At 72.1% G+C, this 26,173-nt stretch carries 23 protein-coding genes; 12 read left to right on the forward strand and 11 right to left on the reverse strand.

What is annotated here, in order from left to right; all coding sequences use genetic code 11:
* Positions 1 to 92: 92 nt before the first annotated feature.
* Complete coding sequence (locus tag OU416_RS13695; protein WP_270927296.1) at positions 93 to 1,043, reverse strand: DUF1177 domain-containing protein; 951 nt, start codon at positions 1,041 to 1,043, stop codon at positions 93 to 95.
* Positions 1,044 to 1,185: 142 nt separating this feature from the next.
* Between OU416_RS13695 and OU416_RS13700 the strand changes: the two genes are divergently transcribed.
* The 4 genes from OU416_RS13700 (at position 1,186) to OU416_RS13715 (ending at position 4,972) form a co-directional block, all read left to right on the forward strand.
* Positions 1,186 to 2,028, forward strand: coding sequence for an IclR family transcriptional regulator (locus tag OU416_RS13700; RefSeq protein ID WP_270927297.1), 843 nt, complete (start codon positions 1,186 to 1,188; stop codon positions 2,026 to 2,028).
* A gap of 50 nt (positions 2,029 to 2,078) precedes the next feature.
* On the forward strand, positions 2,079 to 2,264 hold the full coding sequence (locus OU416_RS13705) for a hypothetical protein (protein WP_270927298.1): 186 nt from the start codon (positions 2,079 to 2,081) through the stop codon (positions 2,262 to 2,264).
* Between the two features lie 566 nt (positions 2,265 to 2,830).
* Positions 2,831 to 3,004 (forward strand): hypothetical protein, encoded by a 174-nt coding sequence (locus tag OU416_RS13710; protein WP_270927299.1) that lies wholly within the window; start codon positions 2,831 to 2,833, stop codon positions 3,002 to 3,004.
* Positions 3,005 to 3,094: 90 nt separating this feature from the next.
* Positions 3,095 to 4,972, forward strand: a complete 1,878-nt coding sequence (locus OU416_RS13715) for an ABC transporter ATP-binding protein (RefSeq protein ID WP_270927300.1) — start codon at positions 3,095 to 3,097, stop codon at positions 4,970 to 4,972.
* A 54-nt stretch (positions 4,973 to 5,026) separates the two neighbouring features.
* Here OU416_RS13715 and OU416_RS13720 read toward each other — a convergent pair whose 3' ends face one another.
* Positions 5,027 to 6,220 carry an FAD-dependent monooxygenase gene (locus OU416_RS13720; RefSeq protein ID WP_270927301.1) on the reverse strand — a complete coding sequence of 398 codons (1,194 nt, stop codon included), beginning with the start codon at positions 6,218 to 6,220 and terminating at the stop codon, positions 5,027 to 5,029.
* Between the two features lie 361 nt (positions 6,221 to 6,581).
* On the opposite strand from OU416_RS13720, the gene qcrB reads away from it, so the two are divergent.
* The 5 genes from qcrB to OU416_RS13745 all read left to right on the forward strand — a co-directional run bounded on the left by qcrB (position 6,582) and on the right by OU416_RS13745 (position 10,862).
* Complete coding sequence (gene qcrB, locus OU416_RS13725; protein WP_270927302.1) at positions 6,582 to 8,228, forward strand: cytochrome bc1 complex cytochrome b subunit; 1,647 nt, start codon at positions 6,582 to 6,584, stop codon at positions 8,226 to 8,228.
* A 56-nt stretch (positions 8,229 to 8,284) separates the two neighbouring features.
* Positions 8,285 to 9,304: a CobW family GTP-binding protein gene (locus OU416_RS13730; protein WP_270927303.1), complete on the forward strand. Its 1,020-nt coding sequence runs from the start codon at positions 8,285 to 8,287 to the stop codon at positions 9,302 to 9,304.
* Between the two features lie 46 nt (positions 9,305 to 9,350).
* The gene (locus OU416_RS13735) at positions 9,351 to 9,824 is read left to right on the forward strand and encodes a DnaJ family domain-containing protein (RefSeq protein WP_270927304.1); all 474 of its coding nucleotides are present in this window, start codon (positions 9,351 to 9,353) and stop codon (positions 9,822 to 9,824) included.
* A gap of 202 nt (positions 9,825 to 10,026) precedes the next feature.
* Positions 10,027 to 10,545: a winged helix-turn-helix domain-containing protein gene (locus tag OU416_RS13740; protein ID WP_270927305.1), complete on the forward strand. Its 519-nt coding sequence runs from the start codon at positions 10,027 to 10,029 to the stop codon at positions 10,543 to 10,545.
* Positions 10,546 to 10,583: 38 nt separating this feature from the next.
* The gene (locus OU416_RS13745; protein ID WP_270927306.1) at positions 10,584 to 10,862 is read left to right on the forward strand and encodes a DUF6343 family protein; all 279 of its coding nucleotides are present in this window, start codon (positions 10,584 to 10,586) and stop codon (positions 10,860 to 10,862) included.
* A gap of 6 nt (positions 10,863 to 10,868) precedes the next feature.
* Here OU416_RS13745 and OU416_RS13750 read toward each other — a convergent pair whose 3' ends face one another.
* The 6 genes from OU416_RS13750 to OU416_RS13775 are packed head-to-tail and all read right to left on the reverse strand — an operon-like array spanning position 10,869 to position 19,299.
* Entirely contained in the window at positions 10,869 to 12,440 is a 1,572-nt protein-coding gene (locus OU416_RS13750; RefSeq protein WP_270927307.1) for a dipeptide ABC transporter ATP-binding protein, read from the reverse strand.
* A gap of 36 nt (positions 12,441 to 12,476) precedes the next feature.
* On the reverse strand, positions 12,477 to 14,783 hold the full coding sequence (locus tag OU416_RS13755) for an arylsulfatase (RefSeq protein WP_270927308.1): 2,307 nt from the start codon (positions 14,781 to 14,783) through the stop codon (positions 12,477 to 12,479).
* The gene (locus OU416_RS13760; RefSeq protein ID WP_270927309.1) at positions 14,780 to 15,598 is read right to left on the reverse strand and encodes an ABC transporter permease; all 819 of its coding nucleotides are present in this window, start codon (positions 15,596 to 15,598) and stop codon (positions 14,780 to 14,782) included. Before OU416_RS13760 ends, OU416_RS13755 begins: the two co-directional genes overlap by 4 nt.
* Positions 15,595 to 16,554, reverse strand: a complete 960-nt coding sequence (locus OU416_RS13765; RefSeq protein WP_270927310.1) for an ABC transporter permease — start codon at positions 16,552 to 16,554, stop codon at positions 15,595 to 15,597. Before OU416_RS13765 ends, OU416_RS13760 begins: the two co-directional genes overlap by 4 nt.
* A gap of 19 nt (positions 16,555 to 16,573) precedes the next feature.
* Positions 16,574 to 18,127 carry an ABC transporter substrate-binding protein gene (locus OU416_RS13770; protein WP_270927311.1) on the reverse strand — a complete coding sequence of 518 codons (1,554 nt, stop codon included), beginning with the start codon at positions 18,125 to 18,127 and terminating at the stop codon, positions 16,574 to 16,576.
* On the reverse strand, positions 18,124 to 19,299 hold the full coding sequence (locus OU416_RS13775) for an ROK family transcriptional regulator (protein ID WP_270927572.1): 1,176 nt from the start codon (positions 19,297 to 19,299) through the stop codon (positions 18,124 to 18,126). The genes OU416_RS13770 and OU416_RS13775 overlap by 4 nt, the downstream gene beginning before the upstream one ends.
* A 392-nt stretch (positions 19,300 to 19,691) precedes the next feature.
* Here OU416_RS13775 and OU416_RS13780 point away from each other — a divergent pair, with 392 nt between their 5' ends.
* From OU416_RS13780 to OU416_RS13790, 3 genes are read left to right on the forward strand one after another with little or no spacing between them, the layout of a single operon-like run.
* Positions 19,692 to 20,621: a TauD/TfdA dioxygenase family protein gene (locus OU416_RS13780; protein WP_270927312.1), complete on the forward strand. Its 930-nt coding sequence runs from the start codon at positions 19,692 to 19,694 to the stop codon at positions 20,619 to 20,621.
* 40 nt (positions 20,622 to 20,661) lie between these two features.
* On the forward strand, positions 20,662 to 22,074 hold the full coding sequence (locus OU416_RS13785; RefSeq protein WP_270927313.1) for an RtcB family protein: 1,413 nt from the start codon (positions 20,662 to 20,664) through the stop codon (positions 22,072 to 22,074).
* A complete protein-coding gene (locus tag OU416_RS13790) occupies positions 22,071 to 22,481 on the forward strand; it encodes an archease (protein WP_270927314.1) in 411 nt (136 codons plus the stop codon). Before OU416_RS13785 ends, OU416_RS13790 begins: the two co-directional genes overlap by 4 nt.
* A 3-nt stretch (positions 22,482 to 22,484) precedes the next feature.
* Here the strand turns inward: OU416_RS13790 and OU416_RS13795 are convergent, their stop codons facing one another.
* From OU416_RS13795 to fabG, 3 genes are all read right to left on the reverse strand, one after another.
* Complete coding sequence (locus OU416_RS13795; protein WP_270927315.1) at positions 22,485 to 23,285, reverse strand: MBL fold metallo-hydrolase; 801 nt, start codon at positions 23,283 to 23,285, stop codon at positions 22,485 to 22,487.
* A gap of 99 nt (positions 23,286 to 23,384) precedes the next feature.
* The gene (locus OU416_RS13800; protein ID WP_270927316.1) at positions 23,385 to 24,980 is read right to left on the reverse strand and encodes an ABC-F family ATP-binding cassette domain-containing protein; all 1,596 of its coding nucleotides are present in this window, start codon (positions 24,978 to 24,980) and stop codon (positions 23,385 to 23,387) included.
* A 243-nt stretch (positions 24,981 to 25,223) separates the two neighbouring features.
* Entirely contained in the window at positions 25,224 to 26,012 is a 789-nt protein-coding gene (gene fabG, locus OU416_RS13805) for a 3-oxoacyl-ACP reductase FabG (RefSeq protein ID WP_270927317.1), read from the reverse strand.
* Positions 26,013 to 26,173: the final 161 nt, after the last annotated feature.

Raw genomic sequence — 26,173 nt, forward strand, 5'->3', positions numbered from 1 at the left:
CAGCCACAAGAAACCGCACAACGCGAGATCGACTCCGGACGCGACCACCACTGAAAATCGCGGAGAGGCGGGACTGCGGAGAGGCGGGACTGTCACTGCTCGGCGGGCAGCGCTCCCATCGTCTGCAGGTGGGCCATCGAGCCGTAGCGGGCGACGAGGTGGTCGAACTCGGCCTGGTCGTGGAAGACCAGCTGCCCGGCGCCGAACTCCTTGGCCACCTCGACCGCGTAGCGGGCCGCGGCGGCGATGTCGGTCTCGTGGCTGGCGCCCGTGGCGCAGCCGGGCACCGCGGTGGCGGCCACGATCGCCAGGCCGACCACCGGCGCGCCGGTCGCGGTGGCGGGCTGCAGGATCGAGTTGATGTGGTGGACGCCGTTGCCGTAGGGCGTGATGTCCTGAGTGGTCACCGGGTAGGTCACCAGCGGTTCGCCGGTGACCGTCTCCAGCAGGGTGCCCAGCCGGTCGGCGACGCGCAGCACCCAGCCCTGCTTGACCGTCGGCGACAGCGCCAGGCCGCGGTGGTTGATGATCCGGTTGCCCTTGGTGGTGTCGATGGACAGCACGGCGTCCATCGACGCGTCGACCTCGTGGGCGTTCATGGTGGCGATGCCCACCGGTGAGTCCATGAACGGCACCGGGTCGTGCGGGCGGGTGGGGGCGTCCGGGCACACGTGGGTGCTGATCACGACGTCGCCGGGCAGCCGGTCGCCGCGGGCGCGCATGGTCAGCAGCTTCGCCGCGGCCGAGATCGCCGCCGCGGCGCCGTCGCCGTCGGAGACGAAACCGGTCACCTCGGGCCGGGCGCCGATGCCGCCGAGCCTGCCCACCACGCCCAGCGTCGGAGCGTCGCCGCCCGCCGCCCGGCCGCGGGTGCCGGGCACGCGGACCTGGACGAAGTCGGTGCTGCCGCGCTCGCCGGGCACCGTGGTGCTGCTGACCAGCCCGGGTTCCCCCGCCGCGCGGTCCAGGTAGCCGACGACGTCGGCACCGGTCACCTCCGGCGAGTCGAGCAGGTCCACCACGTCCAGGACGTACTTGAGCATCCGCGGTTTCCTCCGGAGCCGGGGCCGAGCGGTGCGGCCGGATTCGCTGGTGACCGCCGGGAACGGGCGGCCCCTCGACGACCACCGTGCGCGGCGGCCGGACCGCTGGGCAAGGAAATCCCGTTATTCGCACAATGGGGCCATGCCGGACTTCGGAACCGACCGCCGCACGCCGCCCGGGCTGCCGCAGACCGCCGACCGGGCGCTGCAGGTCCTGCTGGCCTTCGACCGCGCGCACCCGGAGCGAGGTGTGACCGAGATCGCCGCCGAGTTCGGGCTGCACACCTCGGTCGCGCAGCGGCTGCTGGCCACGCTGGCCCACCGCGGGTTCCTGGTGCGCAACGACGCCAACCGCCGCTACCGGATCGGGCCCGCCGCGCTGCACCTGGGCCGGCTGTGGGATCACGCGGGGGCGCTGGACCTGCTGGTGCGGCCGCTGCTGGCGGAGCTCGCCGCCGACACCGGGCACAGCGTGCTGCTGGCGCTGCCCGACAGCGCGCACATGCGCTGCGTGGTGGTCGCCGAGGGCGCCGACGGGAGGTTGCGCGACTACCCGCTGACCAACGAGCTCTACCCCGCCCACGCCGGGGCCACGAGCAAGGCCTTCTACGCCTTCCTGCCGCCGGAGGCGCGGTCCCGGATCTTCACCGACCGGCCGCTGGCCCGGTTCACCGACCGGACGGTGACCGACTTGGCGGTGCTGGAGCGGCAGTTCGCCGAGGTCCGGGAATCCGGCTGGGCGTTCACCGTCGGCGAGTACGACCTCGGGGTGGCGACGCTGGCCGCGCCCGTGTTCCTGCGCGACGAGCTCTACGGGAGCGTCAGCGTGGGCTGGCACACCGGCCAGCACGAGCACGATCCGGCCGACTGGGTGGAGCCGCTGCGGGAGCTCAGCACCCGGATCGGGTGGCGGCTGACCCGGCCGCTGCGGGCACGACGCGCCGTGGCGGGCTCTGGTGCGGCCGCGCCGAGCTCCGCCCGGTAGGGTTTTCGCGTCGCTGCGCGGGTGGTCCGACGACGGGGAGGCTGATGGCGATGAACCGCAAGCCGGTGATCGCGGTCGTGGTGCTGGTGGTCGTCGTCTGCGGGTTCCTGCTGGTCCGCGATCCGGTGGGTGCGGCCACCACCGTGCAGGCCGCGTGGGACCTGGTGATCACCGCGGTCAGCACCGTGTTCACCTCGCTGACGACCTTCTTCCAGCACCTGTTCCACAGCAGCTGACGAATCGGAAATTCCTTCACCGGCACTGCGGCGCGTCATCAATCAACGGCGCATTCCCGGTCCGATCTCCGCGCGCGAAAACGCACGGCGCGCGTGAAAGATCAGCGTTTCCTCTTACCCAATTCGCACTCCTGGAAAACAGGTCGCGGAAGAATCCAGGGACCAAATACCCGTTTTCCCGGCAGTCCGCCCCAGTCCGCCGCGAGCAGGCGAAAAAACCCGTCGGAGCATTGCCGGAGTCAGCTTGTCCTGCACCAGTCGACGTCTTAGTGTGGGAGGCGGTCACGTCGAGGAAAGCGAAAGACCCGGCGTCGCAGGACGACGGGGAACTGGGGAAGTCCGGTTCGCCCCGCGAAGTGACCCGACGCGAGGGGCAAATTCCGGAAACGGGCCGCGAGCCCGAAGCTCCCACCGAGCGGCAGTTCGATCCTGGGGCCCTGATCGATTCCGCCCGGAATGTGGTTCGCGGTACCAGCTGAATTCACCTCGCATCGCGTGCAAGCGCACGCCGGATTGCACGACGGTCCGGCACGCGACGTGCATCGACTGGGAAAAGAGTGATCGGAATGCAGATCAAGGACACGTTCAAGTTCGACGGATTCCGCGGCAACCGCCACGGCTGGGGCTGGGGCTCCGGTTGGGGCTGGGGATCCGGCTGGGGCTGGGGCGGCTGGGGCTCCGGCTGGGGCTGGGGCGGCTCCGGCTGGGGCTGGGGCGGCTGGGGCGGCTGGGGCTGCTGACCGCGCTCTGACCGACGTTCCATCCATCCGATTCGCGTGGCTCCCGCTCCCCCGGAGCGGGAGCCACGCCTCTGCCTGGGGGTGAGGCGGTTGCCGGGGTTGGTGAACTGGCTGTTCCGGCCTGCGGAGCGCGACACCGAGGGGCTCGTCGAGCACGCGCCGGTGATGCGCGTGCGGGCGGTCATCAAGCGGTTCTGGCCGGATGCCAGGCCGTTCCGCGGCTGGCTGCTGCTCAGCCTGCTGCTCGTGCTGATCTCGCCGCTGCTGGACACCGCGGCGATCTGGCTGTTCAAAGTGCTCATCGACGACGTGCTGACACCGCAGAACTTCGCCGTGTTCCCGATGGTGGCGGCCGCCTACGCGGTGCTCACGCTGCTGTCCGGGGTGCTCGACTTCTGCGGGCAGTACCTCGCGGTGTGGATCGGCGAGAACTTCCTGCACCGGATGCGCACCAGGGTCTTCGCGCACCTGCACACGCTGTCGGTCGGGTTCTTCGACCGCAGGCGCATCGGCGACACCCTGTCCCGGCTCACCGACGACGTCGGCGCCATCGAGTCCCTGGTGCTCTCCGGCGTCGCCCAGACCTTCTCCTCGGTGGTCAAGATCCTGCTGTTCGGCGGTGTGCTGTTCTACCTCGACTGGCGGCTGGCACTGGTGGCGCTGGTGTCGGTGCCGCTTTTCTGGCTGGTGGCCAAGTTCTTCGCCCGCCGCATCAAGGACGCCGCCCGGGAGGAGCGCGGGCGCAGCGGCTCGATCAGCACCGTGGCCGAGGAGAGCCTCGGCAACGCGTCGCTGATCCAGGCCTACGGCCGCGAGGAGGCCGAAGTCGGCCGCTTCGCCCGGCAGAGCCGCGGCAACGTCGTCGCCGAGCTCTCCGCCGCCCGCATCGGGGCGCTGTTCGGGCCGTTGACCGATCTGATGCAGGTCTTCGGCGTGCTGGCCATCGTCGGGGTCGGGATCCTGGAGCTGTCGGCCGGGCGGATCAGCCTCGGCGGGCTGCTGGCGTTCCTGATCTACCTCTCCCAGCTCTACACGCCGGTGCAGAGCCTCGGCCAGCTCGTCAACCGGGTGTTCTCCGCATCCGCCAGCGCCGAGCGCATCATCGAGCTGCTCGACCAGAAGCCGCTGGTGCAGAGCCCGCCGGACCCGGTGCCGCTGCGGCGGGTCACCGGCCGGATCGACGTCGACCGAGTCGACTTCCGCTACCCCGGCACCACCAACGACGTGCTGCACAGCGTGAGCTTCTGCGCGCCGCCCGGCCAGACCACCGCGGTGGTCGGCGCCAGCGGTGCGGGCAAGTCGACGCTGACCAAGCTGCTGCTGCGCTTCTACGACCCGGAGCGCGGCCGCATCCTGCTCGACGGGATCGACCTGCGGCAGCTCGACATCGCCGACCTGCGCGCCAACATCGCGATCGTGCTGCAGGAGACGCTGCTGCTGGACGGCACCATCGCGGACAACATCCTGGCCGGCCGCCCGGATGCCGATGAGCGCCAGCTCGTCGAGGCCGCCGAGGCCGCCGACGCCCACGAGTTCATCCAAACCCTGCCGGAGGGCTACGAAACGCGCGTCGGGCAGCGCGGCAGGCTGCTCTCCGGCGGGCAGCGGCAGCGCATCGCCATCGCCCGCGCGATGATCCGCGACGCGCCGATCCTGCTGCTCGACGAGCCGACGACGAGCCTGGACGCCGATGCCACGCGGCGGATCCTCGCCCCGCTGCGCCGGTTGATGGCCGGGCGCACCACCATCGTGATCTCGCACAACCTGCTCACCGTCCGCGACGCGCAGCAGATCGTGTACCTGGACAACGGCCGGATCACCGAAGCGGGCACGCACGAGGAGCTGCTGGCCAACAACACCGGCTACGCCCACCTCTACCGGCTTCACCACCCGGACCGGGGGCAGGCGGCGGTGCCCGAGCAGCAGGTGGCACCGCCCCGGCCGGTCGACGGGCAGCTGCCCAACTGAGCCGACAAGAGCTGCCCCTCCACCCGTTGGGCGGAGGGGCAGTTCTTCGGGCGGTCAGCGCCAGGGCTCGCCGCGGCGGCGGGCCCGCAGCCACCGCTGACCGGTGCCGGTCAGCCGCTTCGCCTTGCGCACCAGCAGGTTCTGCTGGGCCAGGTAGCGCTGGTACTGCCAAGGGCCCTGGATGCCGTGCCGGCCCGCCATCGCGTAGCAGAACTCCACGGCACCGCGATCGGTGTAGCGGTCGGCCCTTTCGAACCAGGCCATGCTGCTGCGCGCCGCGATCTGCGCCTCCCGCAGCGCCGTGTGGCCCGCCTCGTCGAACTCCTTGACCGCCAAGGTGGTCTCGGGCTGTTCGTAGAGGCCCTGCGCGAGCACGATCGCGTCCATGATGGCCAGCTTGGTGCCGGAGCCCAGCGTGAAGTGCGTGGTGTGCGCGGCATCCCCGATCAGCACGGCGTTGTCGTAGCGCCAGGTCTCGTTGAACACCTGGGTGAAGCGCTGCCACGACGCAGGTTTCCCGCGCGACTGGCTGATCAGCGGCCGTCCCTTCAGCGGGGCGGCGAAGATCTGCTCCAGCAGCTGCCGCGTCTCGGCGTCGCCGAGCCGGTCCAGGCCCAGTCCCCGCCAGGTCTGCTCCGTGCACTCCACGATGAACGTGCTGATGCCGGCGGCCGACGGGTAGGCGTGGAACCAGATCCAGCCCGCCGGGGTCTGCTCGAAGTCGAAGGTGAACTTGTCGAACACCCGCTCCGTGCCCAGCCAGATGTAGGGGTTGCGCCCGTGGTCGATCCGGGTGCCGAACTGGTCCTGGTAGCGCTGCCGGGTGCGGCTGTTGGCGCCGTCGGCCACCACCACCAGGTCGGCGTCGGCGAACTCGGCAAGGTCCTCCACCGTCGTCTCGTACTGGAACCGCACGCCCAGCTCGGCCGCCCGCTCGGCCAGGATCGCCAGCAGCGGCGCCCGGTTGACGCTGTAGCCGTAGCCGCCGAGGTAGGCCTTGTCGGTGTTGTGCAGCGCGACGACCTGCTCCTGCCAGAGCGTCGACTCCGCGCGGATGCGGCGCGCGCTCTCCCGGTCGTTGCGGTAGAGCGTGTCCAGCAGGTCTTCCCAGTAGACGACCCCCCAGCCGTAGGTGGCACCGGGCGGGTCCCGTTCGATCACGGTGATGTCGTGGCCGGCATCGCGCAGCTTCGCCGAGATGGCGAAGTACAACCCCCCGGGACCGGCCCCGATGCACACGATTTTCACAGCAGCACCTCCTGAACGACAGGCGGCCAGCTGCGCAGGCGGTCCGGGCGGATCGCCAATGTCCGCGTGAGAAGTCGATACGTCCTCGTTGTACCCCCCAGCCCGCATGGTCGCACCTGCACCGCGTCGAGAGTTCCAGGCTCATTTCGCGTGGCGGTGCCGGTCATGCGTCGCGGTCGCTGCCCGAAGCGGGAATCTCCTCTCACAGTCGCTGACCGGGGACCGGACACCAGTTCGGCTGCTCGCGGCTTGCCGAAGCAGTACGCTCGTAGCCGCGCATCGTCGTTTCGCCCAGCCACGCGCGGGGGTTCGGCAGCAGGCGGTCCCCGCGTCGCTCGGGGCGCGGCAGCCGGGAGTCGACATGAGCAGGCTGACCCAGCCCACCAAGCCCGAGAGCAGGTTCACCGCTTCGCTGCGCCGCCAGGCCGACGAGGTGGACCTGCGGTTCCGCATGGCCGCCGGGATGCGGCGGCAGCTCAACAAGGTCTTCCCGTCGAACTGGTCGTTCCTGCTCGGCGAGATCGCGCTGTACAGCTTCGTGGTGCTGCTGATCACCGGCACCTACCTCGCCTGGTTCTTCGACCCGTCGATGACCGAGGTGGTCTACGACGGGAAGTTCACCAACCTGCAGGGGATCCCGATGTCGCGGGCGTTCGAGAGCACCCTGGACATCTCCTTCGACGTGCGCGGCGGGTTGTTCGCCCGGCAGCTGCACCACTGGGCGGCGCTGATCTTCATGGCCGCGATCGTGGTGCACATGATGCGGATCTTCTTCACCGGCGCGTTCCGCCGCCCGCGCGAGGTCAACTGGACGATCGGCATCCTGCTGTTCATCACCGGCATGTTCGAGGGCTTCATCGGCTACTCGCTGCCCGACGACCTGCTCTCCGGCACCGGGCTGCGGATCGCCTCCGGCATCGTGCTGTCGATCCCGGTGATCGGCACCTGGCTGCAGTGGATCCTGTTCGGCGCGGAGTTCCCGGGCACCGAGATCATCCCGCGCTTCTACATGATCCACATCTTCCTGCTGCCGGGCATCATCGCGGGCCTGATCGCGGTGCACCTGGCGATCGTCTGGTACCAGAAGCACACCCAGTACCCCGGCGCGGGCCGCACAGAGTCCAATGTGGAGGGTGTGCGGATCATGCCGGTGTTCGCGGTCAAGAGCAGCGGGCTGTTCTTCATCGTCACCGGCGTGCTGGCGATGATGAGCGGGGTCTTCCAGATCAACGCGGTCTGGAACTTCGGCCCGTACAACGCCTCGATGATCTCCGCGGCCTCGCAGCCCGACTGGTACATGATCTGGACCGACGGGATGGGTCGCATCTGGCCGCCGTGGGAGCTCTACCTCGGTCCCTACACCGTGCCCGCGGTGTTCTTCCCGCTGGTCCTCGGGCTCGGCCTGGTGTTCACCGTCGCGATCGTCTACCCGCTGCTGGAGCGCAAGCTCAGCGGCGACGACGCCCACCACAACCTGCTCCAGCGCCCGCGCGACGTGCCCCTGCGCACCTCGCTGGGCGCGATGGCGCTGGCGTTCTTCCTGGTGGTGCTGGCCTCCGGGGTCAACGACATCATCGCCTACATGTTCGGGCTGTCGCTGAACATGACGACCTGGGCGGGCCGGATCGGGGTCCTGCTGGTGCCGCCGATCGCCTACTACGTGACCTACCGGATCTGCCTCGGGCTGCAGCGCACGGACCGCGAGGTGCTGGCGCACGGCGTGGAGACCGGCATCGTCAAGCGGCTGCCGCACGGCGAGTTCGTCGAGGTGCACCAGGCGCTGGGGCCGGTGGACGAGCACGGCCACCCGGAACCGCTGCCCTACCAGGGCGCCCCGGTGCCCAAGAGGATGAACCAGCTCGGCGCGGCCGGGCACTCGGTGCCGGGCAGCCTGCTGGTCCCCGACCCGCGGGAGGAGACCGAGTCGCTGGAGCAGGCGCGGCGCGAGCAGGCAGCGGGCCGCGAGACCGAGGTGCGCTCCGGGCCGCCGGCGACACCCGAGCAGTGATCGGCGCGGCGCGGTGAATATGCTTTCCGGCGCAGCAGCGATCCGTCGGAGGCAGTGTGGTTCGGCAACCGATCCCGGTCATCATCGTCGCCGGGTTCCTCGGCTCCGGGAAGACGAGCCTGCTCAACCACCTGCTGCGCAACCCGCAGGGCGCCCGGATCGGCGTGGTGGTCAACGACTTCGGGCAGATCAACATCGATGCGCTGAGCGTGGCCGGGCAGGTCGACTCGTCGGTCTCGCTGAGCAACGGCTGCCTGTGCTGCGCGGTGGACGCCAGCGGCCTGGACGACCTGCTGGCCAAGCTGACGCGCCCGAGCAGCGACATCGACGTGATCGTGATCGAGTGCAGCGGGCTGGCCGATCCGCGCACCATGGTCCGGATGCTGCTGGGCAGCACCAATCCCCGGCTCGGCTACGGCGGGCTGGTCGAGGTGGTCGACGCCGCCGAGTTCGACCGAACCCGGCAGCGCCACCCCGAGCTCGACCAGCACCTGCGCTTCGCGGACCTGGTGCTGCTGAACAAGACCGACCGGGTCTCCGACGGCGACCGCGACCGGCTGCTGGAGCTGGTGCGCGAGCTCGCCGACGGCGGGCCGGTGCTGCCGACCGCGCACGGCCGTCTCGACCCGGCACTGCTGTTCGACCGGGAGTCGGTGCGGCAGCGGCGGGAGAGCGCCCGGCAGCTGACCTTCGACGACCTGGTCGGCGACGACTGCCACGAGCACCTGCACGCCGGTTACCAGAGCGTGGAGTTCACCGCCGACGAGCCGGTCCACCCGCGCGCGCTGATGCGCTTCCTGGACGCCCGCCCGGCCGGGGTGTACCGGATGAAGGGCCAGGTCCACTTCGGGGTGCCCGGCCACGAGCAGAAGTTCACCCTGCACACCGTCGGTGACTTCCTGCGCTTCCAGCGCTCCCGCTGGGCCCGCTCCGAGCCGCGCCGCACCCAGCTCGTGGTGATCGGATCCGGCCTCGACCGCGATCGGATCCGCGAGGACCTGCACGCCTGCCTGGGCCGTCCGGACGCGGCCGACGAGCACAGCATGCTGGACGTGCTGAAGTTCATCCGGGGCTGAGCGCCGGGGGTGGCACCGCCGGTGCGGCCTGGCGGACAATCGGGCCATGACCGAGCGCAAGCCACCCGGCACCACGTTCGAATCGTGGGTGGACCGGCAGATCCGGACGGCTCAGGAGCGCGGCGACTTCGACGACCTGCCCGGCGCGGGCAAGCCGCTGCCCGGCGCCGGCCAGCCCGTCGAGGAGCAGTGGTGGGTCAAGGACTACCTTCGCCGCGAAGGCCTGTCCGGCGAGGCGCTGCTGCCGACGCCGCTGCGGCTGCGCAAGGAGGTCGAGCGGCTCGCCGAGACCGCGCACGAGCTGCCCAGCGAGCAGGCCGTGCGCGAGGTCGCCGGCGATCTCAACCGCCGGATCGTCGAGCACCTGCGCGCCCCGACCGGCCCGCAGGTGGCCATCGCGCCGGCCGACGTCGACGCGCTGCTGGCGAGCTGGCGGGCCGCCCGGTCACGAGCGTCCGCTCCGCCCGAACCCGCGCCGGAGGAGCCGAAACCCCGCTGGTGGCGCCGGTTCCGGAGGTGACCCGTCCCACCTGATGAGCGGCTTTGACGGCCGTGCACCGCGATGCTTTGATCCGATCATGGCACTGGGACCGCTGCTGGTGCAGCGCGCGCACATCGACCTGCTCTGGGTCGCGTCGGCGGCCTGTCGGCGCGCTTGAGCACTCCCGCGCACCACCCGCTCCCCCGGATCCGCATCGCGATGTGAGACGGAGATTCGTGCCATGACATCGGAAGCCGCTCGGCCGCTCGCGGCGAACTCGTTCGAGACCCGCCCGCTGCAGGACGGCGCGGTGGTCGAGGTGACCGCCCGGTTCATCGTCACCCGCCAGGACCTGGCCGCGCTGGAACGGGTCTTCACCCCGCAGCCCGGCCACCTCCCCCAGCAGTCCGCAGTGGAGACTCCGCGGCTGCGGTCGCTGCCCGCCCCGGAAGAACCGAAGCTGCAGATCCTGGTGGCTCCCCGGCGCATCCTGCGCGCCGACGGCAGCGCCGTGCAGCTGACCCGGCTGGAGTTCGACCTGCTGCTGTACCTGTGCGAGAACCCCGGCCGGGTGCACCGGCGCAGCTCGCTGCTCAACGCCGTGTGGCAGTTCACCAGCGCACCCAGCACCCGGACCGTGGACGTGCACATCCGCCGCATCCGCAGCAAGCTCGGCACCGGCCTGGACCTGATCACCACGGTGCGCGGCGTCGGCTACCGGCTGGACCGCACCACCGACGTGCAGGTCGTGCGGGACTGAGCGGGCATGGCTCCGCGCACCGCGGGTAGCCGAGGGGCATGCCGAAACGCAGTCGCGAGGAGTACGAGCGGGGGCTGCCCGGCTACCACGATCCGATGGCCGGGGTGGGCGGGGCGCCCTACGCGCGCAGCGCGCTGACCCTGCGGTTGTGGCTGGCCGGGTTCGGCCTGGTGTTCTGCACGGGCGCAGCGGTGGGGCTGTTCCTGCTGGTCCCGGGGCTGGTCTGGTTCGCGTGGGTGCTCGTGGTGCTGGCCGTGATCGCCGCCGTCGACTTCGCCTGGGTCGCGCACCGCAAGCGCCGCGGCGAACCGGGCTGAGCGCGCTCACACCCGCACCAGGTGCTGCGCGCCGGGGACGGCGGCGACCAGACCGCGCGTGTAGTCGGCCGACGGGTTGCGCAGGACCTGGTGGGTCGGCCCCTGCTCGGCGACCCGGCCGCCGCGCAGCACCACCACGCGGTGCGTGAGGTTGTCGGCCACGGCCAGGTCGTGGGTGATGAACAGGCAGGCGAAGCCCAGCTCGGCCTGCAGCTGCCGGAGCAGGTCCAGGACCGCGGCCTGGACCGAGACGTCCAGCGCGCTCGTGGGTTCGTCGGCGATGAGCAGCTGCGGTCGCAGCGCCAGGGCGCGGGCCAGGCCGACGCGCTGGCGCTGCCCGCCGGAGAGCTCGTGCGGCCGCCGGTCGGCGACCGCGGCCGGCAGCTGCACCGCGTCGAGCAGCTCCGCCACCCTGCTCCGGGTTTCCGGCCCGGTCGCGGCCCGGTGCACCAGCAGCGGTTCGGCGATGCAGTCCCGCACCGCCCACCTCGGGTCCAGCGACGCCGCCGCGCCTTGGAAGACGAATCCGATGCGGCGGCGCAGCTGCCGGCGCCGGGCCGGTGACAACGCCGCCGGATCGTCGCCCAGCACCGACACCGAGCCCGAGCGCGGCACGATCAGACCCGCCGCCACCCGCCCCAGCGTCGACTTGCCCGAGCCGGATTCCCCGACCAGGCCGAGCACTTCGCCCGCACCGATCCGCAGGCTCACCCCGTCCACGGCGCGGAAGCCGCCGTAGTCGACCACCACGTCCGCCAGCTCCAGGCCCGCCCGGTCCGCATCGGCGGCCGGTGCGGGTTCGCCCCCGAACCTCGGCACGGCGGCCAGCAGCTGCCGGGTGTAGGCGTGCGCCGGGCGGGAGAACAGCTCGCCGGCCGGTGCGGATTCCACGACCTCGCCGCCGCGCAGCACCACGACCCGGTCGGCGATCTCCGACACCACGCCCATGTTGTGCGTGATCAGCACGATCGACGTGCCCCGCTCGTCGCGGAGGCGGCGCAGCAGGGCCAGGATCTCGGCCTGCACCGTCACGTCCAGCGCCGTGGTCGGCTCGTCGGCGATGAGCACCCGCGGGTCGTTGGCCAGCGCCATCGCGATCACCACGCGCTGCTGCTGGCCGCCGGAGAGCTGGTGCGGGTACTGCCGCAGGCGCCGCCGCGGTTCGGGGATGCCCACCGCGGTCAGCAGCTCGACCGCCTCGGCCCTGGCCTGCTTCCGGCTGAGCGCGCGGTGCGCCCGGAGCACCTCCGCGAGCTGCCAGCCGATGCTGAACACCGGGTTGAGCGCCGACGACGGATCCTGGAAGACCATCGCGATGCCGGTGCCGCGGACCTGCTGCCAGCGCTGCCGGTCGGCCCCGAGCAGCTCCTGGCCGTCCAGCCGGATGCTGCCCGAGACCTCCGCCGAAGGCGGCAGCAGGCCCAGCGCGGCGCGGGCGCTGACCGACTTGCCCGAGCCGGACTCGCCGACGACCGCGACGATCTCCCCGGCCGCCACCTCGAAGCCCACCTCGTGCACCACCGGCCCGGCGGCGAAGCCGACCGTCAGCCCGTCGAACGCCAGCACCGGACTCGCCATCACGATCTCCTCAAACCCGTTGTGCGGAATGGTGTTTCACTCGTAGAAGCGCTGAGCTTCAGCCCACAGGCGCGCGATCAGCTGGGGGTCGTAGTCGGCCTGGCGGCCGGGTTCGTAGCGGACCTTCACCAGCTGCCCGGTGTAGGGGAAGCGGCCCTCGCGGCTGTGCAGGTCCCAGTCGACCGGTCCGCCGCGGTCCGCGCCGATGCTGATGCCGGTGAACGGCGCCATGCCCAGCAGCTGCGGAACCGGCGCGAGTTCGGCGCGCTTCTCCCCGACCTGCAGCGCCAAGCGCCACCGGAATTCCGGCAGGGCTTCGGCCACCAGCTGAACGGCGACCGCGCCGGTGCCGACCGGGACGGGATCGCTGCGGTGGATCCGGCCGTAGGCGTTGTAGACCAGCTGCGCGGAACCGTCGTCGATGTGCACCAGGTAGCCGCCGCCCTGGTCGCCGTGGGCGAACAGGACGCCTCGGTCGTCCGCCGTGTGCTGGAGGTCGGCGGTGGCGGTGAAGTCGCGGAACTGCACCAGCCGGGCCGAGCGGTAGCGCTCCAGCGTCGGAGTGCCCGGGAACAGCGACACCGGCCGCTGGAACCGCTCCTCGTCGGGTCGCCGCAGCTGGGCGGCGGGACTGCCGTCGTTGAGCGGGAACACGCCGTTGCGCCAGGCCGCGCGTTCCCACTCGGCCGCGAGCTCGGCCAGCTTCGCCGGGTTCTCCGCGGCCACGTCGCGGGTTTCGGTCGGGTCGGCGTCCAGGTGGTAGAGCTCCCACTCGGCGTCGGTGAACTCGGTGCCGCGGCGGTGGCGGGTCACGATCTTCCAGCCGTCGGCGTAGTAGCCGCGGTTGCCGCCGGTCTCGGTGTACTGCCGGGTGTGCCTGCTCGGCAGGTCCGGGCTGCGCAGGACGTCCACCGCGCTCACCCCGTCGAGCTCGGCCGCCGGGACTCCGTGGCGCTCGGTCAGGCCCGGCACCCCGGCCAGCTCCAGCAGCGTCGGCGCCACGTCGGTGACGTAGACGTACTGGTGCCGCAGCCCGCCCGTGCTCAGCCCGGCTGGCCAGTGCAGCAGGAACGCGGTGCGCACCCCGCCCGCGAAGGTGTCGAACTTGTACAGCCGGAACGGGGTGTTCGACGCCTGCGCCCAGCCGCTCGGGTAGTGCACCGTGGTCTGCGGCCCGCCGATCAGCTCCGGGTCGCGGGGCACGTCGCGCTCCCACTCCGCGGGCAGCCCGGGGACGTGCGCGAACTGGCTGAAGTAGCTGCGGGTGCCTTCCTCACCGCCCTCGGCGGTGGCGCCGTTGTCCGAGGTGAAGGCGATGATGGTGTTGTCCAGCTCGCCGTGGCGGGCCAGCGCGTCCAGCAGCCTGCCGAGGCTCTGGTCGACGCTGTCCACTGCTGCGGCGTAGACCTCCATGTAGCGCGCGTAGAGCTCCTGCTGCTCGGCGCTGAGCTCGTCCCACGGCGGGACGCTGCGGCCCGGTTCGCTGTTGCGCGGCGGCAGCGCGGTGCCTTCGGGGAACAGCCCGGCGGCGAGCTGGCGGTCGAAGCGCTGTTCGCGGATCGCGTCCCAGCCCGCGCGGTAGCGGCCCCGGTACTTCGCCAGGTCCGGTTCCCCGGCCGCGATCGGGCCGTGCACCGCGTGGTGTGCGAAGTAGAGGAAGAACGGCTTGTCGGCATCGTTGGCGCGCAGCGTGTCGATCATGCCGATCGCGCGGTCGGTGAGGTCGTCGGTCAGGAAGTAGTCCGCCGGCTGATCGCCGATGTCGTAGGGGCTGTTGTCCCACACCAGGCGGTGCGGGTGGTGCATGTTGGTCAGGCCCTCCAGGCTGCCGAAGTAGCGGTCGAAACCGCGTTGCAGCGGCCAGGAGGAGCGGTCGGCCGCGTCGTGGCTGAGCGCGTCCCTGGTCAGGTGCCACTTGCCGACCGCGAAGGTGGCGTAGCCCGCGGCGCGCAGCGATTCGGCCAGGGTGGGCGCGTGGTCGGGCAGTTCGAAGGCGTGCGAGGGGAAGCCCGGATCGGAGTTGGCCGGGACCGCGAAGCCCGCGCGGTGCGGGTTGAGCCCGGTCAGCAGCGCCGCTCGGGAGGGCGAGCACAGCGGCGTGGTGTGGTAGTTGGTCAGCTGGACGCCGGAAGCCGCCAGCCGGTCCAGGTTCGGGGTGTCCACTTCGGACCCGTACGGGCCGGTGTCGCTGTAGCCGAGGTCGTCGACCACGATCAGCACCACGTTGGGCGCACCGCGGTCCGCGCCGGGCTTCGGCGGCCACCACGGCTTCGATCCGGCGAAGGTGCGGCCGACCGCGCCGCCGAACCCCTCGTAGCCGCGGGCGTCGTCGGGAATGCTCACCACGTCGTCTCCCCTGTCCTCGTGGCCGCGCTCGCGGCCTGTGCGATGAGCTGGAAGCCGAGCACCAGCGCGGCGATGACCAGCAGCGGCCCGATGGCGTAGGCCGGGTTGGCGTCCAGGTAGTTCAGCGAGCCGTTGAGGGTGCTGCCCAGCGACGGCTCGGGCGGTCGCACGCCGAGCCCGAGGAAGCTCATCGCGCCCTCCAGGAACACCGCGATCGACATCGACAACGCGGTCTGCACGATCAGCGGGCCCGCCGAGTTCGGCACCACGTGGGTGCGCAGGACGCGGCCGCGGCGGGCGCCGATCACCTGCGCCGCGGTGACGAACTCCAGCTCCCGCACCCGCAGCACCTCGCTGCGCACCAGCCGGGCGAAGACCGGGATCTCCACCACCACGACCACGGTGAAGATCGTGCTCAGGCCAGGCCCGAGCACGGCGGTCAGCGCGATGGCCAGGATCAGGTTCGGGAACGCCAGCAGCACGTCCAGCGCCCGCTGCACCACGACGTCGAGCGCCTGGTGCGCGGTGGCGGCGACGCCGACCGCGATGCCGGTCAGCGCGCCCAGCGGCACCGCCGCGAAGCTGATCAGCAGGTCCACCCGGATGCCGTGCAGCACCCGGGAGAGCACGTCCCGGTTCAGCTCGTCGGTGCCGAACCAGTGCGCCGCGCCCGGCCCGAGCAGGTTCGCGCCCTCGGTCTGGGTTTCCGGCGCGTACGGGGCGAGCAGCGGTGCGGCGAGCCCGGCGGCGAAGATCAACCCGATCACGGCCGCGCCGACCAGGCCGCGGACGGGGATCCGGCGTGCGGTCATGACGTGCCCCCGAGCCGGATGCGCGGATCCAGGCAGGCGTGCACCACGTCGGTCACCAGCTGGACGAGGACGTAGACGGCGACGGAGAGCACCAGCAGCACCTGCACCACCGGGTAGTCGCGCCGGTCGATGCCCTGCTCGATGAGCATGCCCAGGCCCGGCCAGGAGAACACCGCCTCCACCAGGACCGCGCCGCCCAGCAGGTTTCCGGCCTGAAGCCCCAGCACGGTCACCGCACCGGGCACGGCGTTGCGCAGCGCGTGCCGGAACACGATCCGGCGGCGCGGGATCCCGGCCGCGGCCGCGGTCGTCGGGTAGTCGCGGGCGAGTTCGCCGCGCAGCGCTTCGGCGAAGAAGCGGGTGAGCACCGCGGCCACCGGGAGCGCCAGGCAGGTCGCGGGCAGCACCAGGTGCTGGGCGGTGATGTCGAGGCGGTCGGCGAGCCCGTCCGGCGGCACTCCGCCCGCCGGCAGCAGCCGGACCGCCACGCCGAACACCAGCACCAGCAGCACGCCGGTGACGTACGGCGGCAGCGCGATGGCGGCCGTGGTGAAGCCGGTCAGCGCCCGGTCCGCCCAGCCGCCGCGGGTCACCGCCCACAGTGGACCGAGCGCGGCCGCGCACAGCACCGCCAGCACGAGCGCGGTGACGGCCAGCACGGCGGTGTTGGCCGCACCGTCGGCGAGCAGATCGCCGATCTCACCGCCGATCAGGTAGGAACTGCCGAGGTCGCCGGAGAGCAGCCCGGTCAGCCAGTGCAGGTACTGCAGGTGCAGCGGCCGGTCGAGGCCCAGCTCGCGGCGGATCGCGGCGATCGCCTCCGGCGTGGCGTCCGAGCCCGCCAGGATCGAGGCCGGGTCACCGGGGATCAACCGGATCACCATGAACACCAGCACCGAGGCCAGCAGCAGCACGAGCAGCGCCGATGGCACCCGGCGCAGCAGGTAGCCCGTCATGGGCACCTCCTTTCGCGGATCAGGCCAGGAAGGCTTCGGAGAGGTCGAGCTCGCGGCGGCGGCTGTAGCCGATGCCCTGCAGCGCGGGCGAGTGCGCCCAGCGCTGCCGGTACACGCCGATCTCGATCAGGAACAGTTCGTCGAGCAGCTGGTCGGACAGCGCGGCGTGCGCGGTCGCCGGATCACCGCTGAGCTGCCAGGCCGCGTCGGCGGCGCTGGTGTAGGCCGGTGAGGTGAAGTGCGATGCGTTCTTGCGCGCGTTGAACGGGTAGGCGCTGACGGTCAGCGTCGAAGGAGTCAGCTGCGCCCAGGAGTGCGTGGTCACCCACAGGCCGCGGAAGCCCCCGGCGATCAGCTGCTGGGTGAACTGCGCCCGGTCCAGCGGTTCGAGCCGCACCTCGATGCCGACCTCGGCGAGGTTGTTCTGCACGATCTGCGCCACGGCCGCCAACGACGGGTCCTTCGCCGCGTAGACCAGTGGCAGCACCGGCACCGGGCCGTGCTGGGCCACCAGCGAACGCGCCCGCGGCACGTCCCGCGCGTAGCGCCCCGCGCGCACCTCGTCGTAGGCCGGGCTGTCCTTCGGCCACGGCAGCGACGACGCGTGGCCCGCGCCGCGGAACACCTCGGTGATGATCCGGTCCCGGTCCAGCGCGTGCGCGATCGCCCGCCGGATGCGCACGTCGTCCAGCGGCGGTGTCGTCACGTTCGTGCCGACGTAGGCCTGCAGCTCGGCCCCGGTGAGCGTGATCGCCCGCGCGGCGCCGAGGCGCACCGCGGACTCCACGTCGCGGTGGCCGAGGGTGTCGGCGAAGTGCACCTGCCCCGACTTCAGCGCCGACAGCAGGGAGGACTTCTCCGGGATGATCCGCGCCCGCACCTCGTCCAGGTAGGGCCTGCCGGGCACGAAGTAGTCGGGATTGCGGGTGAACCGCAGCTCGGTGTTGGGCCGCCACCGCTCGAACCGGAACGGGCCGGTGCCCACGAACCGCGTGCCCGCGCGCAGGTCGACGACCGATTCGGAGTCGATGACCGGCACCGTGTCCAGCAGGTCGAAGATGTTGCTCAGCGGGTGGGCGAAGCGCAGCACCACCTCGTGCGGACCGATCACCTCGATGCCGGTGATCGCGGCCGCGGTGCTGCGCAGCTGCCCGTTCCACTGCGGATCGGCGTAGGAGCGCAGCGAGAACTCGACGTCGGCGGCGGTGAACTCCCGTCCGCTGTGGAATCGGACGCCCTCGCGCAGGCGCAGCGCGAGCGCCCGGCCGTCCGGCTCGAAGGCCCAGGAGGTGGCCAGCGACGGCCGCGGCTCCAGGCCCGACGGGCCGTAGCGGACCAGCCGGTCGAAGACCAGGCCGATCATCGTGGTGATCGCCGGGCCGGTGTTGGTGAACAGGTTCTTGGGCACCAGGTCGGCGAGCAGGCCCAGTTCGGCGGTGCCGCCGGGCTTCGGCGGGCCGGCGGGAACCGCGCGCTCCTGCCGGGCCACGGCCGACTCGCAGCCGGTGGCCAGCAGTGCGGCGCCGATGCCGAGCCCGCGCAGCAGGCCGCGACGGCCGATGGGATGGGTCATGATTTCCTTCGGGCAGCGGTGAACAGGGCGAACGGCCGGTCGTAGAGGTGCGCGAGGACGCTGGTGCAGGCCGCGACGGCCTGCACGTCGGCGCCGAACCGGGTGACCTGCGGTGGCGGTGCGCCGGGCAGCGCGGTGTGGTCGGCGAAGCTGTGCCGCAGCTCGTCGAGCTGGTCCGGCGCATCGGTGATCGCCTGGCCGCCGAGCACCACCACGTCCGGATCGACGACGTCGCGCACTGCCGCCACCGCGCGGCCCAGCGCACGGGCCCGGGCGACGAGGATCCGCACCGCGCCGGGATCACCGGCGGCCGCGGCGGCGTGCAGCAGGTGGATGTCCGGGCGCTCGATCACCCCGTCGGCGACGGCTTCGCGCAGGACGGACTGCTCGGACACCGAGGCCTCCAGGCACCCGGTCCGCCCGCAGGGACAGCGCACGTCGGTGCCGACCGCGAGGTGCGCGATGTCGCTGCCTCGCCCGGGCCCGCGGTGCAGCCTGCCACCGGACACCAGCGCCACGCCCACCACCTGGCGCGCGTAGCAGTACAGCAGGCTCTTCGGGGTCTGGCGCAGCCCGAACAGCAGCTCCGCCGATGCCATCGCGGGCAGGTGCCCGTCGACGTGCACCGGCCGTCCGGTGGCGGCGGCCAGCAGCTCACCGGCGGGCACCTGGTACCAGCCGAGTCTCTCGTGGTCGACCACACCGCGATCGGGGTCGACGTGCCCGCCGGTCACCAGGCCGATGCCCACCACGCTGCGCTGCGGGCAGCGGCGCAGGAACACCGCCAGCCGGGAGGCCAGGAAGCCCAGCACGTCCTCCGGGCCGCCGCCCGGCGTGGGCAGGCGCTCCTCGGCCAGCAGCCTGCCCCGCAGGTCGGACAGCCCGAAGGTGGTGGTGCTGACGCCGACGTGCACGCCGCACGCGGCCAGCACCGTCGCATCGATGTCCACCGGCACCCGGGGGCGGCCGATGGCACCGGAGTGCGTCAGCTCCGGTGCTTCGCGGACGATCCCGAGCTCGATGAGCGCCGCCACCTGACGGCTCACCGTCGGCGGGCTCAGCGCCACCCGGCGCTCGATGGCGGCGCGGGACAGCGGACCCGCCTGGCGGATCACGTCCAGGACGGTGGCGGCGTTGGCTTCGCGCACCCCGCTGGGGCGCGCGGACAGCATGGTCGTCACGGATTGCCTTGTCCGGTCGGGAGAACAGCGCGCCGCAGCACCCGGCGAACGCGCCGGGGTGCGCGGGTTTGCTTTCGGTGGTGGGAGAAGTCCGGGATCGCGCGATCAACCGCGGCAACAGCACGGCGCGGCGGAAGCCGGGGTGCCGTGCTGGCGCTGGGTTCGGATCTGCTGCATGGGCCGAGAATCCACCGCGCGGCAGGTGGTGTCAAAGCCTTCCGCGATGCGGGACGCGACGGCCGACTTATTTTCAGTCGACCGAAAACCCTTGCCGCTTCCGGACAACCGTCCTTAGCGTTCGTCCGAGGTGGATCGACTCCGCCTTCTCCGCGCCGAAACCATCCGGCAACGCAGCCTTCTTCCTACCTCCCGGGAGGACAACCATGACCGCACAGCTGGACCGCACCCAGGTCGAGGTCGTCAAGCTCGGCGCGCACATCGGGGCGCGCATCGACGGCGTCCGCCTCGGCGGTGATCTGGACGCGGGCGCGGTGGCCGAGATCCGCGCCGCGCTGCTGGCCCACAAGGTGATCTTCTTCCGCGACCAGCACCACCTCGACGACGCCGGGCAGCTGGCCTTCGCCGAGCTGCTGGGCGAACCCACGCTGGCCCACCCCACCGTCAAGGGGCGCGAGCACGCCAACGTCCTGCCCATCGACTCGGACTACTCGAAGGCCAACAGCTGGCACACCGACGTCACCTTCGTCGACCGCATCCCGGCCATCAGCCTGCTGCGCGCGGTGCGGCTGCCCTCCTACGGCGGCACCACCACGTGGGCCAGCACGGTGGCGGCCTACGAGAAGCTGCCGGACTCGCTGCGGGCGCTGGTGGACCGGTTGTGGGCGGTGCACAGCAACTCCTACGACTACGCGGCGAACATCGACGAGCAGCGCACCGGCGGCGTCGACGTGAAGTTCCAGGAGTACCGGAAGGAGTTCGTCAACGACGTCTTCGAGACCGAGCACCCGGTGGTGCGGGTGCACCCGGAGACCGGTGAGCGCTCGCTGCTGCTGGGCCACTTCGTGCGGCGCCTGGTGGGCCTGACCAGCCCGGAGTCGGCGGCGCTGTTCCAGCTGCTGCAGAACCGGGTGGTCCAGCTGGAGAACACCGTCCGCTGGAACTGGGCGGACGGCGACCTGGCGATCTGGGACAACCGGGCCACGCAGCACTACGCGATCGCCGACTACGACGACCAGCCGCGCCGCCTGCACCGCATCACGCTGGCCGGCGACGTCCCGGTCGGCGTCGACGGCGTCCGCAGCACGACCCGCACCGGCGACGCCTCGCACTACTCCTCCGTGGCCGGGGCCTGACGCGCGTGTCGCATCCGGCGGTGCTGGGTACTGCGGAGGCGTGGAGCTCGTCGAGGAGACGCCCTTCCGGTTCCGGATCGAGCCGCACGGTGCGATGCGGGTGCCCGGCGTGGTGTTCGCATCGCGCCGGCTGCTGCCGCCGAAGGACGACGGCTCGCTGGTCCAGGTGGCGAACGTCGCCGCGCTGCCGGGCATCGTCGGCGCCTCCTACGCGATGCCCGACATGCACTGGGGCTACGGCTTCCCGATCGGCGGGGTCGCCGCCACCGACGTCCGGGCGGGTGGAGTGGTCTCGCCGGGCGGGGTCGGGTTCGACATCTCGTGCGGCGTGCGCTTGCTGGCCGCCGACCTCGAGCGCTCGGACTTCCACAGGGTGGCCGAGAAGGTGCTCAACGGCCTCAGCCGGGCGACTCCGCGCGGAGCCGGGCGAGGAGCCGTGTGGCAGCTGTCCCGCGACGGTCTCGAACGCCTGCTCGCCGAGGGATCGCACTACGCGGTCGAGCGGGGTTGGGGCGTGCAACGCGATCTGGAGCGCTGCGAGGACGGCGGAGCGGTCGCCGACGCCGAGCCCGGCCGGGTCAGCGCCCGCGCGCTGGACCGCGGGCTCGGCCAGGTCGGCAGCCTCGGTTCGGGCAACCACTTCCTGGAGGTGCAGGCCGTCGACGAGATCTACGACGAGGTTCTGGCCGGGGCCTTCGGGCTGCACCCGGGCCAGGTGTGCGTGATGATCCACTGCGGCTCGCGGGGACTGGGCCATCAGATCTGCACCGACCACGTGCGGCGGATGGACGAGAGCATGGCCGATCACGGCCTGTCGGTGCCCGACCGGCAGCTGGCGTGCGCTCCGGTGGACTCCGCGGCGGGCCGGGCCTACCTGGGCGCGATGGCCGCCGCGGCGAACTACGCCCGCGCGAACCGGCACGTGCTCGGCGTCGCGGCCGGTGAGGTCCTGCGGGAGGCCACCGGCCGCGGACTGGACCTGGTCTACGACATCTCGCACAACCTGGCCAAGATCGAGACGCACGAGGTGGGCGGGCAGCGCCGCACGCTCTGCGTGCACCGCAAGGGCGCCACCCGCGCGCTGCCACCCGGTCACCCCGAGCTGCCGCCGGGCCTGCGGGAGGCCGGGCAACCGGTCCTCATCCCGGGCTCGATGGGCACCGCTTCCCACGTGCTGGCCGGGGTCGCCGGTGGCGACGCGTTCCACTCGACCTGCCACGGGGCCGGGCGCACGCAGAGCCGCCACCAGGCCGTTCGCACGATCGATGCGCGGCAGCTGCGGCGGGAGCTGGAGCACAGCGGCATCGTCGTGCGCGGGAGTTCCGCGCGTGGGCTGGCCGAGGAAGCGCCGACCGCGTACAAGGACGTCGACGCGGTGGTGGCCGTCGCCGAGGGCGCCGGACTGTGCCGCAGGGTGGCCAGGCTCGTGCCGTTGGGCGTGGTGAAGGGGTGAGCGGTGGCTTCCGCTTCCTGCCGCACACGGCCGACGTCCGGTTCGAGGCGTGGGGCACCACCCGCGAGGAATGCCTCGCCGAAGCCGCCTGCGCGCTGATCGCAGCATTCGCGGAGGTCCCCGGAACGGCCCCGGCCCGAACCACCTCCGCGGAGATCGACGGCGGTGACGAGCAGCTGCTGCTCGCCGCGCTGGACGAGATCATCTACCGGCTCGACGCCGGGGGCACCGTGCCGCGGTCCGTCGAAGCCCGGCCCACGCCGACCGGCCTCGCGCTCGATCTGTCCGAAGTGGACGTCGATCGCGTGCGCTTCACCGGAGCCGCGCCGAAGGCGATCTCCCTGCACGGGTTCTCCTTCGCCCACGACGAGCACGGCTGGCGGTGCACCGTCACGGTGGACGTGTGAGCCCTACTCCTCGGTGGCGAAGCGCAGGTAGCGTTCGGCGGAGCGCTGGACGATGCGGTCCGCACCGGCCGGGATCACCGTGCCCCACCAAGCGCCGTAGAGCGCCTCGAAGCGGTAGGGCTCCAGCAGCCGTGCGGCCCGGCGGACCACGCTGGGCCGCTCCGGGATGTAGTTCGGGTAGCTGTACATGAAGGCCACGTGCGTGCGGTCCGGGATGACCTGCACGATGTCGCCGCTGAACAGCGAGCCCGCACCGCGCTCCCAGTGCAGCACGGTGCCGCCCGCGAAGTGCACGCCGAGGTTGAGCAGCGTCAGGCCGGGCGCCAGCTGCCGGGTGGTGCCCTCCCACAGCTGGATCGCCGGGTCCGGCCTGCCGATCCACTGCTGATCGCTCGCGTGCAGGTGCACCGGGGCGTCGAAGGCGCGGGCCCACTCGACCACCGTGGTGTAGTAGTGCGGGTGGCTGATCGCGATTCCGGCCAGCCCGCCGAGGTCGTTGACCGTCTCGACGATCTCGTCGTCCAAATAGGACAGGCAGTCCCACAGGAAGTTCCCGGCCTCGGTGCGCAGCAGCAGCGCGCGCTGACCGATGGCGAACCCCGGTTCGCAGCCGATGCCCAGCACCTCGCCCTCGTCGCGGATCAGCGCGGTGCGCTCACCGGAGCGGAGCGCCTCCAGGTCGGTCCACCGCTGGCCGCCTGCCGGAACGTACTGCCGTTCGTCCTCGCAGACCGGGCAGTCGGGCCGCGGGTGGGAGTACTGCATGCCGCATGTCGCGCAGATCGGCAGCGGAGTGGCTGGCATCGTGGTCGTTCCTCTCGCACTTCGGTCGCAGGCAGCCAGCGTAACGCCGGGAGCGGAGCTCGCGGTGCGCGCGACCAGCGCGCACCGCGAGTCCCGGCCTCAGAGCCGCAGCCGAGGCCAGTCCGCGGTGTCCCGCAGCAGCTGGCGGTCGTGGGTGGCGACCACCACCGCCGCCGAGGTCACCGCCAGGGCCTCGGTCAGCTCGTCGACCAACCTGGTGGACAGGTGGTTGGTCGGTTCGTCGAGCAGCAGCACGTGCGGTCGTGCGGCCAGCGCGATCGCGAGCTGCAACCGGCGCTGCTGCCCGACCGACAGCTCCGCGACCGGCCGCCCGAGCGCCGCCGAGGGCAACAGCCCGAGCTCGGAGAGCGAAATCCGGTCGGAGTCCGCCAGCGCCGCCTCGTACTCCTCGTGCGCGGTCCGCCGCGACGGAGCCGGTGCTTCCTGGGACAGCCAGGCGATCCGCGCGGCGCGGTTGCGCTGCACGGCACCGGAAGTCGGCTCGACCGCGCCGGCGAGCGCGGCCATCAGGCTGGACTTGCCCGCCCCGTTCGGGCCGGTGATCACCAGCCGGTCGCCGGATTGCAGCAGCAGCGAACGCGGCTGCGCCCACCTGCCGCGCAGCGTCACCGCGTCGGCCTGCAGCAGCCGGACTCCGGGCAGGTTCCCCAGTTCCGGCGCCCGGAACCGCAGCGGCGGCGTGGGAACGTCCACGCGGTGCGCGGCCAGATCCTCCTGCCGCCGGTGGACGGCGCGGACGAGGCCCGGCGCGCGGGTGGCGCGGGTGTGCTTGCCGGTGCCCTTCTCCGGCCGCCAGCCGGTGGACAGGCGGTTCTGCGCGGCCGACAGGTCGTCGGCGAGGCGCTGGTGCTCGCGCTGCTGCGTGCGGTGCTCGTGCTCCCAGCGCTCGCGCTCGGCCTGATGGCCTTCCTGGTAGCCGAGGTAGCCGCCGCCGTAGACGCGCGGCCGCCCGTCCCGGCCCGGTTCCAGGTCGAGCACCGCGGTGACCACGTCGGCGAGCAGTGCCCGGTCGTGGCTGACCAGCACCACCGCGCCGGTGTGCTCGCGCAGCCGCGCGGTGAGGTGCTCGAGCCCACCGGCGTCGAGGTGGTTGGTGGGCTCGTCGAGCAGCAGCAGGTCGTGCCCGGCGCCGAGCAGGCACGCCAGCCGGACCCGGTAGCGCTGCCCCACCGACAGCGTCGCCAGCGGCCGGCCCCGGTCGGCGACGGCGCCGAGCGCGGCCAGCGAGATCTCGACCTGCCGGTCGGCGTCCCAGGCGTTGAGCGCCTCCGCCGCCGCCAGCGCTTCGGCGTACCGCTCGTCGGCCTCCGGCCGCTCCGCGACCACGGCCTCGGTCGCCTCGTCCAGCTCCCGCAGGACTCGCCGGACCTCGGTGAGTTCGAGGTCGATCAGGTCGCCCACGGTGCGCGCCGGACCGACCGGGATCTCCTGGTCCGCGACGCCGACGGTGCCCGCGCGGTGCACCGTGCCGCGGTCGGCGGTCAGCTTCCCGGCGAGCACCTGGATCAGGGTGGTCTTGCCCGTTCCGTTCTCGCCGACCACGCCGAGCCGGTCACCGGCGGAGACCGCCAGGTCGACCCCGGTCAGCACCGGGCCCCCGCCGCGGACGAGGTGCAGTCCGGTGGCGGTGAGGTGCGCTCGGGCGCGCGCAGGTAGTTCAGTGCGAATGGACACGTTTCCTCCGAGGCGGATTCCCCGCGGCACGGCAGGGCGCAACCCCTGGGCAGGCGGTGGAATCCGGAAAAGAAGTGCGTTCAACGACCGACGGACTCAGGTGCGGACCGGCTCATGGCCGTCCGGCACCGAGGTCGGCGCTCTCAGAGGAAGTAGTGGAATCGCACGTCGACGACGGTAGCAGACCGCAGTTCGGCGCTGCACGTGATTTTCGCCCCGGTGCCGTTCCCAGGGCGACCGACCCTACGGTGCGCCGATGGCGTCCAGGCTCTCCGGCAGCACCTGGCCGCCGTCGACCACGATCGTTTGACCGGTGATGTACCCGGCTTCCCTGCTGGCCAGGAACAGCGCGGTGTAGCCGATGTCGGCGACCGAGCCGATCCGGCCCAGCGGCACCGACGCGGACATCCGGCGCAGGTAGTCCTCGCCCAGGTCGTCCAGCCCCTCGGTGCGGATGTTGCCGGGCAGCACCGCGTTGATGGTGATGCCCTTGGCCGCGAGCTCGAGAGCGGCGGACCGGATGAAGCCCAGCTGGGCGGCTTTGCTCGCGCCGTAGTGGCTCCAGCCGGGGACACCCGTGATCGGCCCCGTGATCGACGAGGTGACCACGATCCGGCCCAGGTCGGATTCGGCGAGGGCGTCCAGGCACGCCTGCACCGAGTACACCGTGCCGTTGAAGTTGGTCGCCATCACCCGCTGCAGGCCTTCCGGGGTCATGCTCGGCAGCGGGTCCTCCGGGAACACCCCGGCGTTCGCGCACAGCACGTCGATCCCGCCGAAGCGGCGGACCGTTTCCGCCGCCGCGGCGCGGCAATCCTCGGGTTCGGCGGTGTCGGCGGCCAGCCAGGCCACCTGGGCGCCCTCCGGCGCCCGGCCCGAGAGCTCGTCGGCGGTGCTCGCCAACGCGTCCTCGTCCCGGCCGGTGATCAGCACGTTGCAGCCAGCCTCGGCGAAGACCGCGGCCACGCCCTTGCCGATCCCCCGGCTCGCGCCGGTGACCAGCACCCGGCTCCCTGCAAGCGACTTCAGCACGGTGAGAACCTCTCCTCCAGCATCCGCACGGGCAGCGGCGGCCGCTCGCGAAGCGGTGCGGGAACTGCGAGCCGGGCCGAGCTGCGAACGACAAGATCATATCCCGGCGGCCGGGTCGCGCAACGTCGTCGGCGAACCCGGCGCTCGGGGAAATCCCGTTG

It is taken from the genome of Saccharopolyspora indica, assembly GCF_027853965.1.
GTDB lineage: Bacteria > Actinomycetota > Actinomycetes > Mycobacteriales > Pseudonocardiaceae > Saccharopolyspora > Saccharopolyspora indica.

Bases quoted from the DNA above. Each gene is read 5' to 3' on its own strand.
- qcrB (WP_270927302.1), top strand. From the start codon at position 6,582: ATGAGCAGGCTGACCCAGCCCACCAAGCCCGAGAGCAGGTTCACCGCT.
- OU416_RS13735 (WP_270927304.1), top strand. From the start codon at position 9,351: ATGACCGAGCGCAAGCCACCCGGCACCACGTTCGAATCGTGGGTGGAC.
- OU416_RS13765 (WP_270927310.1), bottom strand. From the start codon at position 16,554: ATGACGGGCTACCTGCTGCGCCGGGTGCCATCGGCGCTGCTCGTGCTG.
- OU416_RS13780 (WP_270927312.1), top strand. From the start codon at position 19,692: ATGACCGCACAGCTGGACCGCACCCAGGTCGAGGTCGTCAAGCTCGGC.
- OU416_RS13740 (WP_270927305.1), top strand. From the start codon at position 10,027: ATGACATCGGAAGCCGCTCGGCCGCTCGCGGCGAACTCGTTCGAGACC.
- OU416_RS13705 (WP_270927298.1), top strand. From the start codon at position 2,079: ATGAACCGCAAGCCGGTGATCGCGGTCGTGGTGCTGGTGGTCGTCGTC.
- OU416_RS13770 (WP_270927311.1), bottom strand. From the start codon at position 18,127: ATGACCCATCCCATCGGCCGTCGCGGCCTGCTGCGCGGGCTCGGCATC.
- OU416_RS13775 (WP_270927572.1), bottom strand. From the start codon at position 19,299: ATGCTGTCCGCGCGCCCCAGCGGGGTGCGCGAAGCCAACGCCGCCACC.
- OU416_RS13760 (WP_270927309.1), bottom strand. From the start codon at position 15,598: ATGACCGCACGCCGGATCCCCGTCCGCGGCCTGGTCGGCGCGGCCGTG.
- OU416_RS13745 (WP_270927306.1), top strand. From the start codon at position 10,584: ATGCCGAAACGCAGTCGCGAGGAGTACGAGCGGGGGCTGCCCGGCTAC.
- OU416_RS13795 (WP_270927315.1), bottom strand. From the start codon at position 23,285: ATGCCAGCCACTCCGCTGCCGATCTGCGCGACATGCGGCATGCAGTAC.
- OU416_RS13695 (WP_270927296.1), bottom strand. From the start codon at position 1,043: ATGCTCAAGTACGTCCTGGACGTGGTGGACCTGCTCGACTCGCCGGAG.
- OU416_RS13750 (WP_270927307.1), bottom strand. From the start codon at position 12,440: ATGGCGAGTCCGGTGCTGGCGTTCGACGGGCTGACGGTCGGCTTCGCC.
- OU416_RS13700 (WP_270927297.1), top strand. From the start codon at position 1,186: ATGCCGGACTTCGGAACCGACCGCCGCACGCCGCCCGGGCTGCCGCAG.
- OU416_RS13710 (WP_270927299.1), top strand. From the start codon at position 2,831: ATGCAGATCAAGGACACGTTCAAGTTCGACGGATTCCGCGGCAACCGC.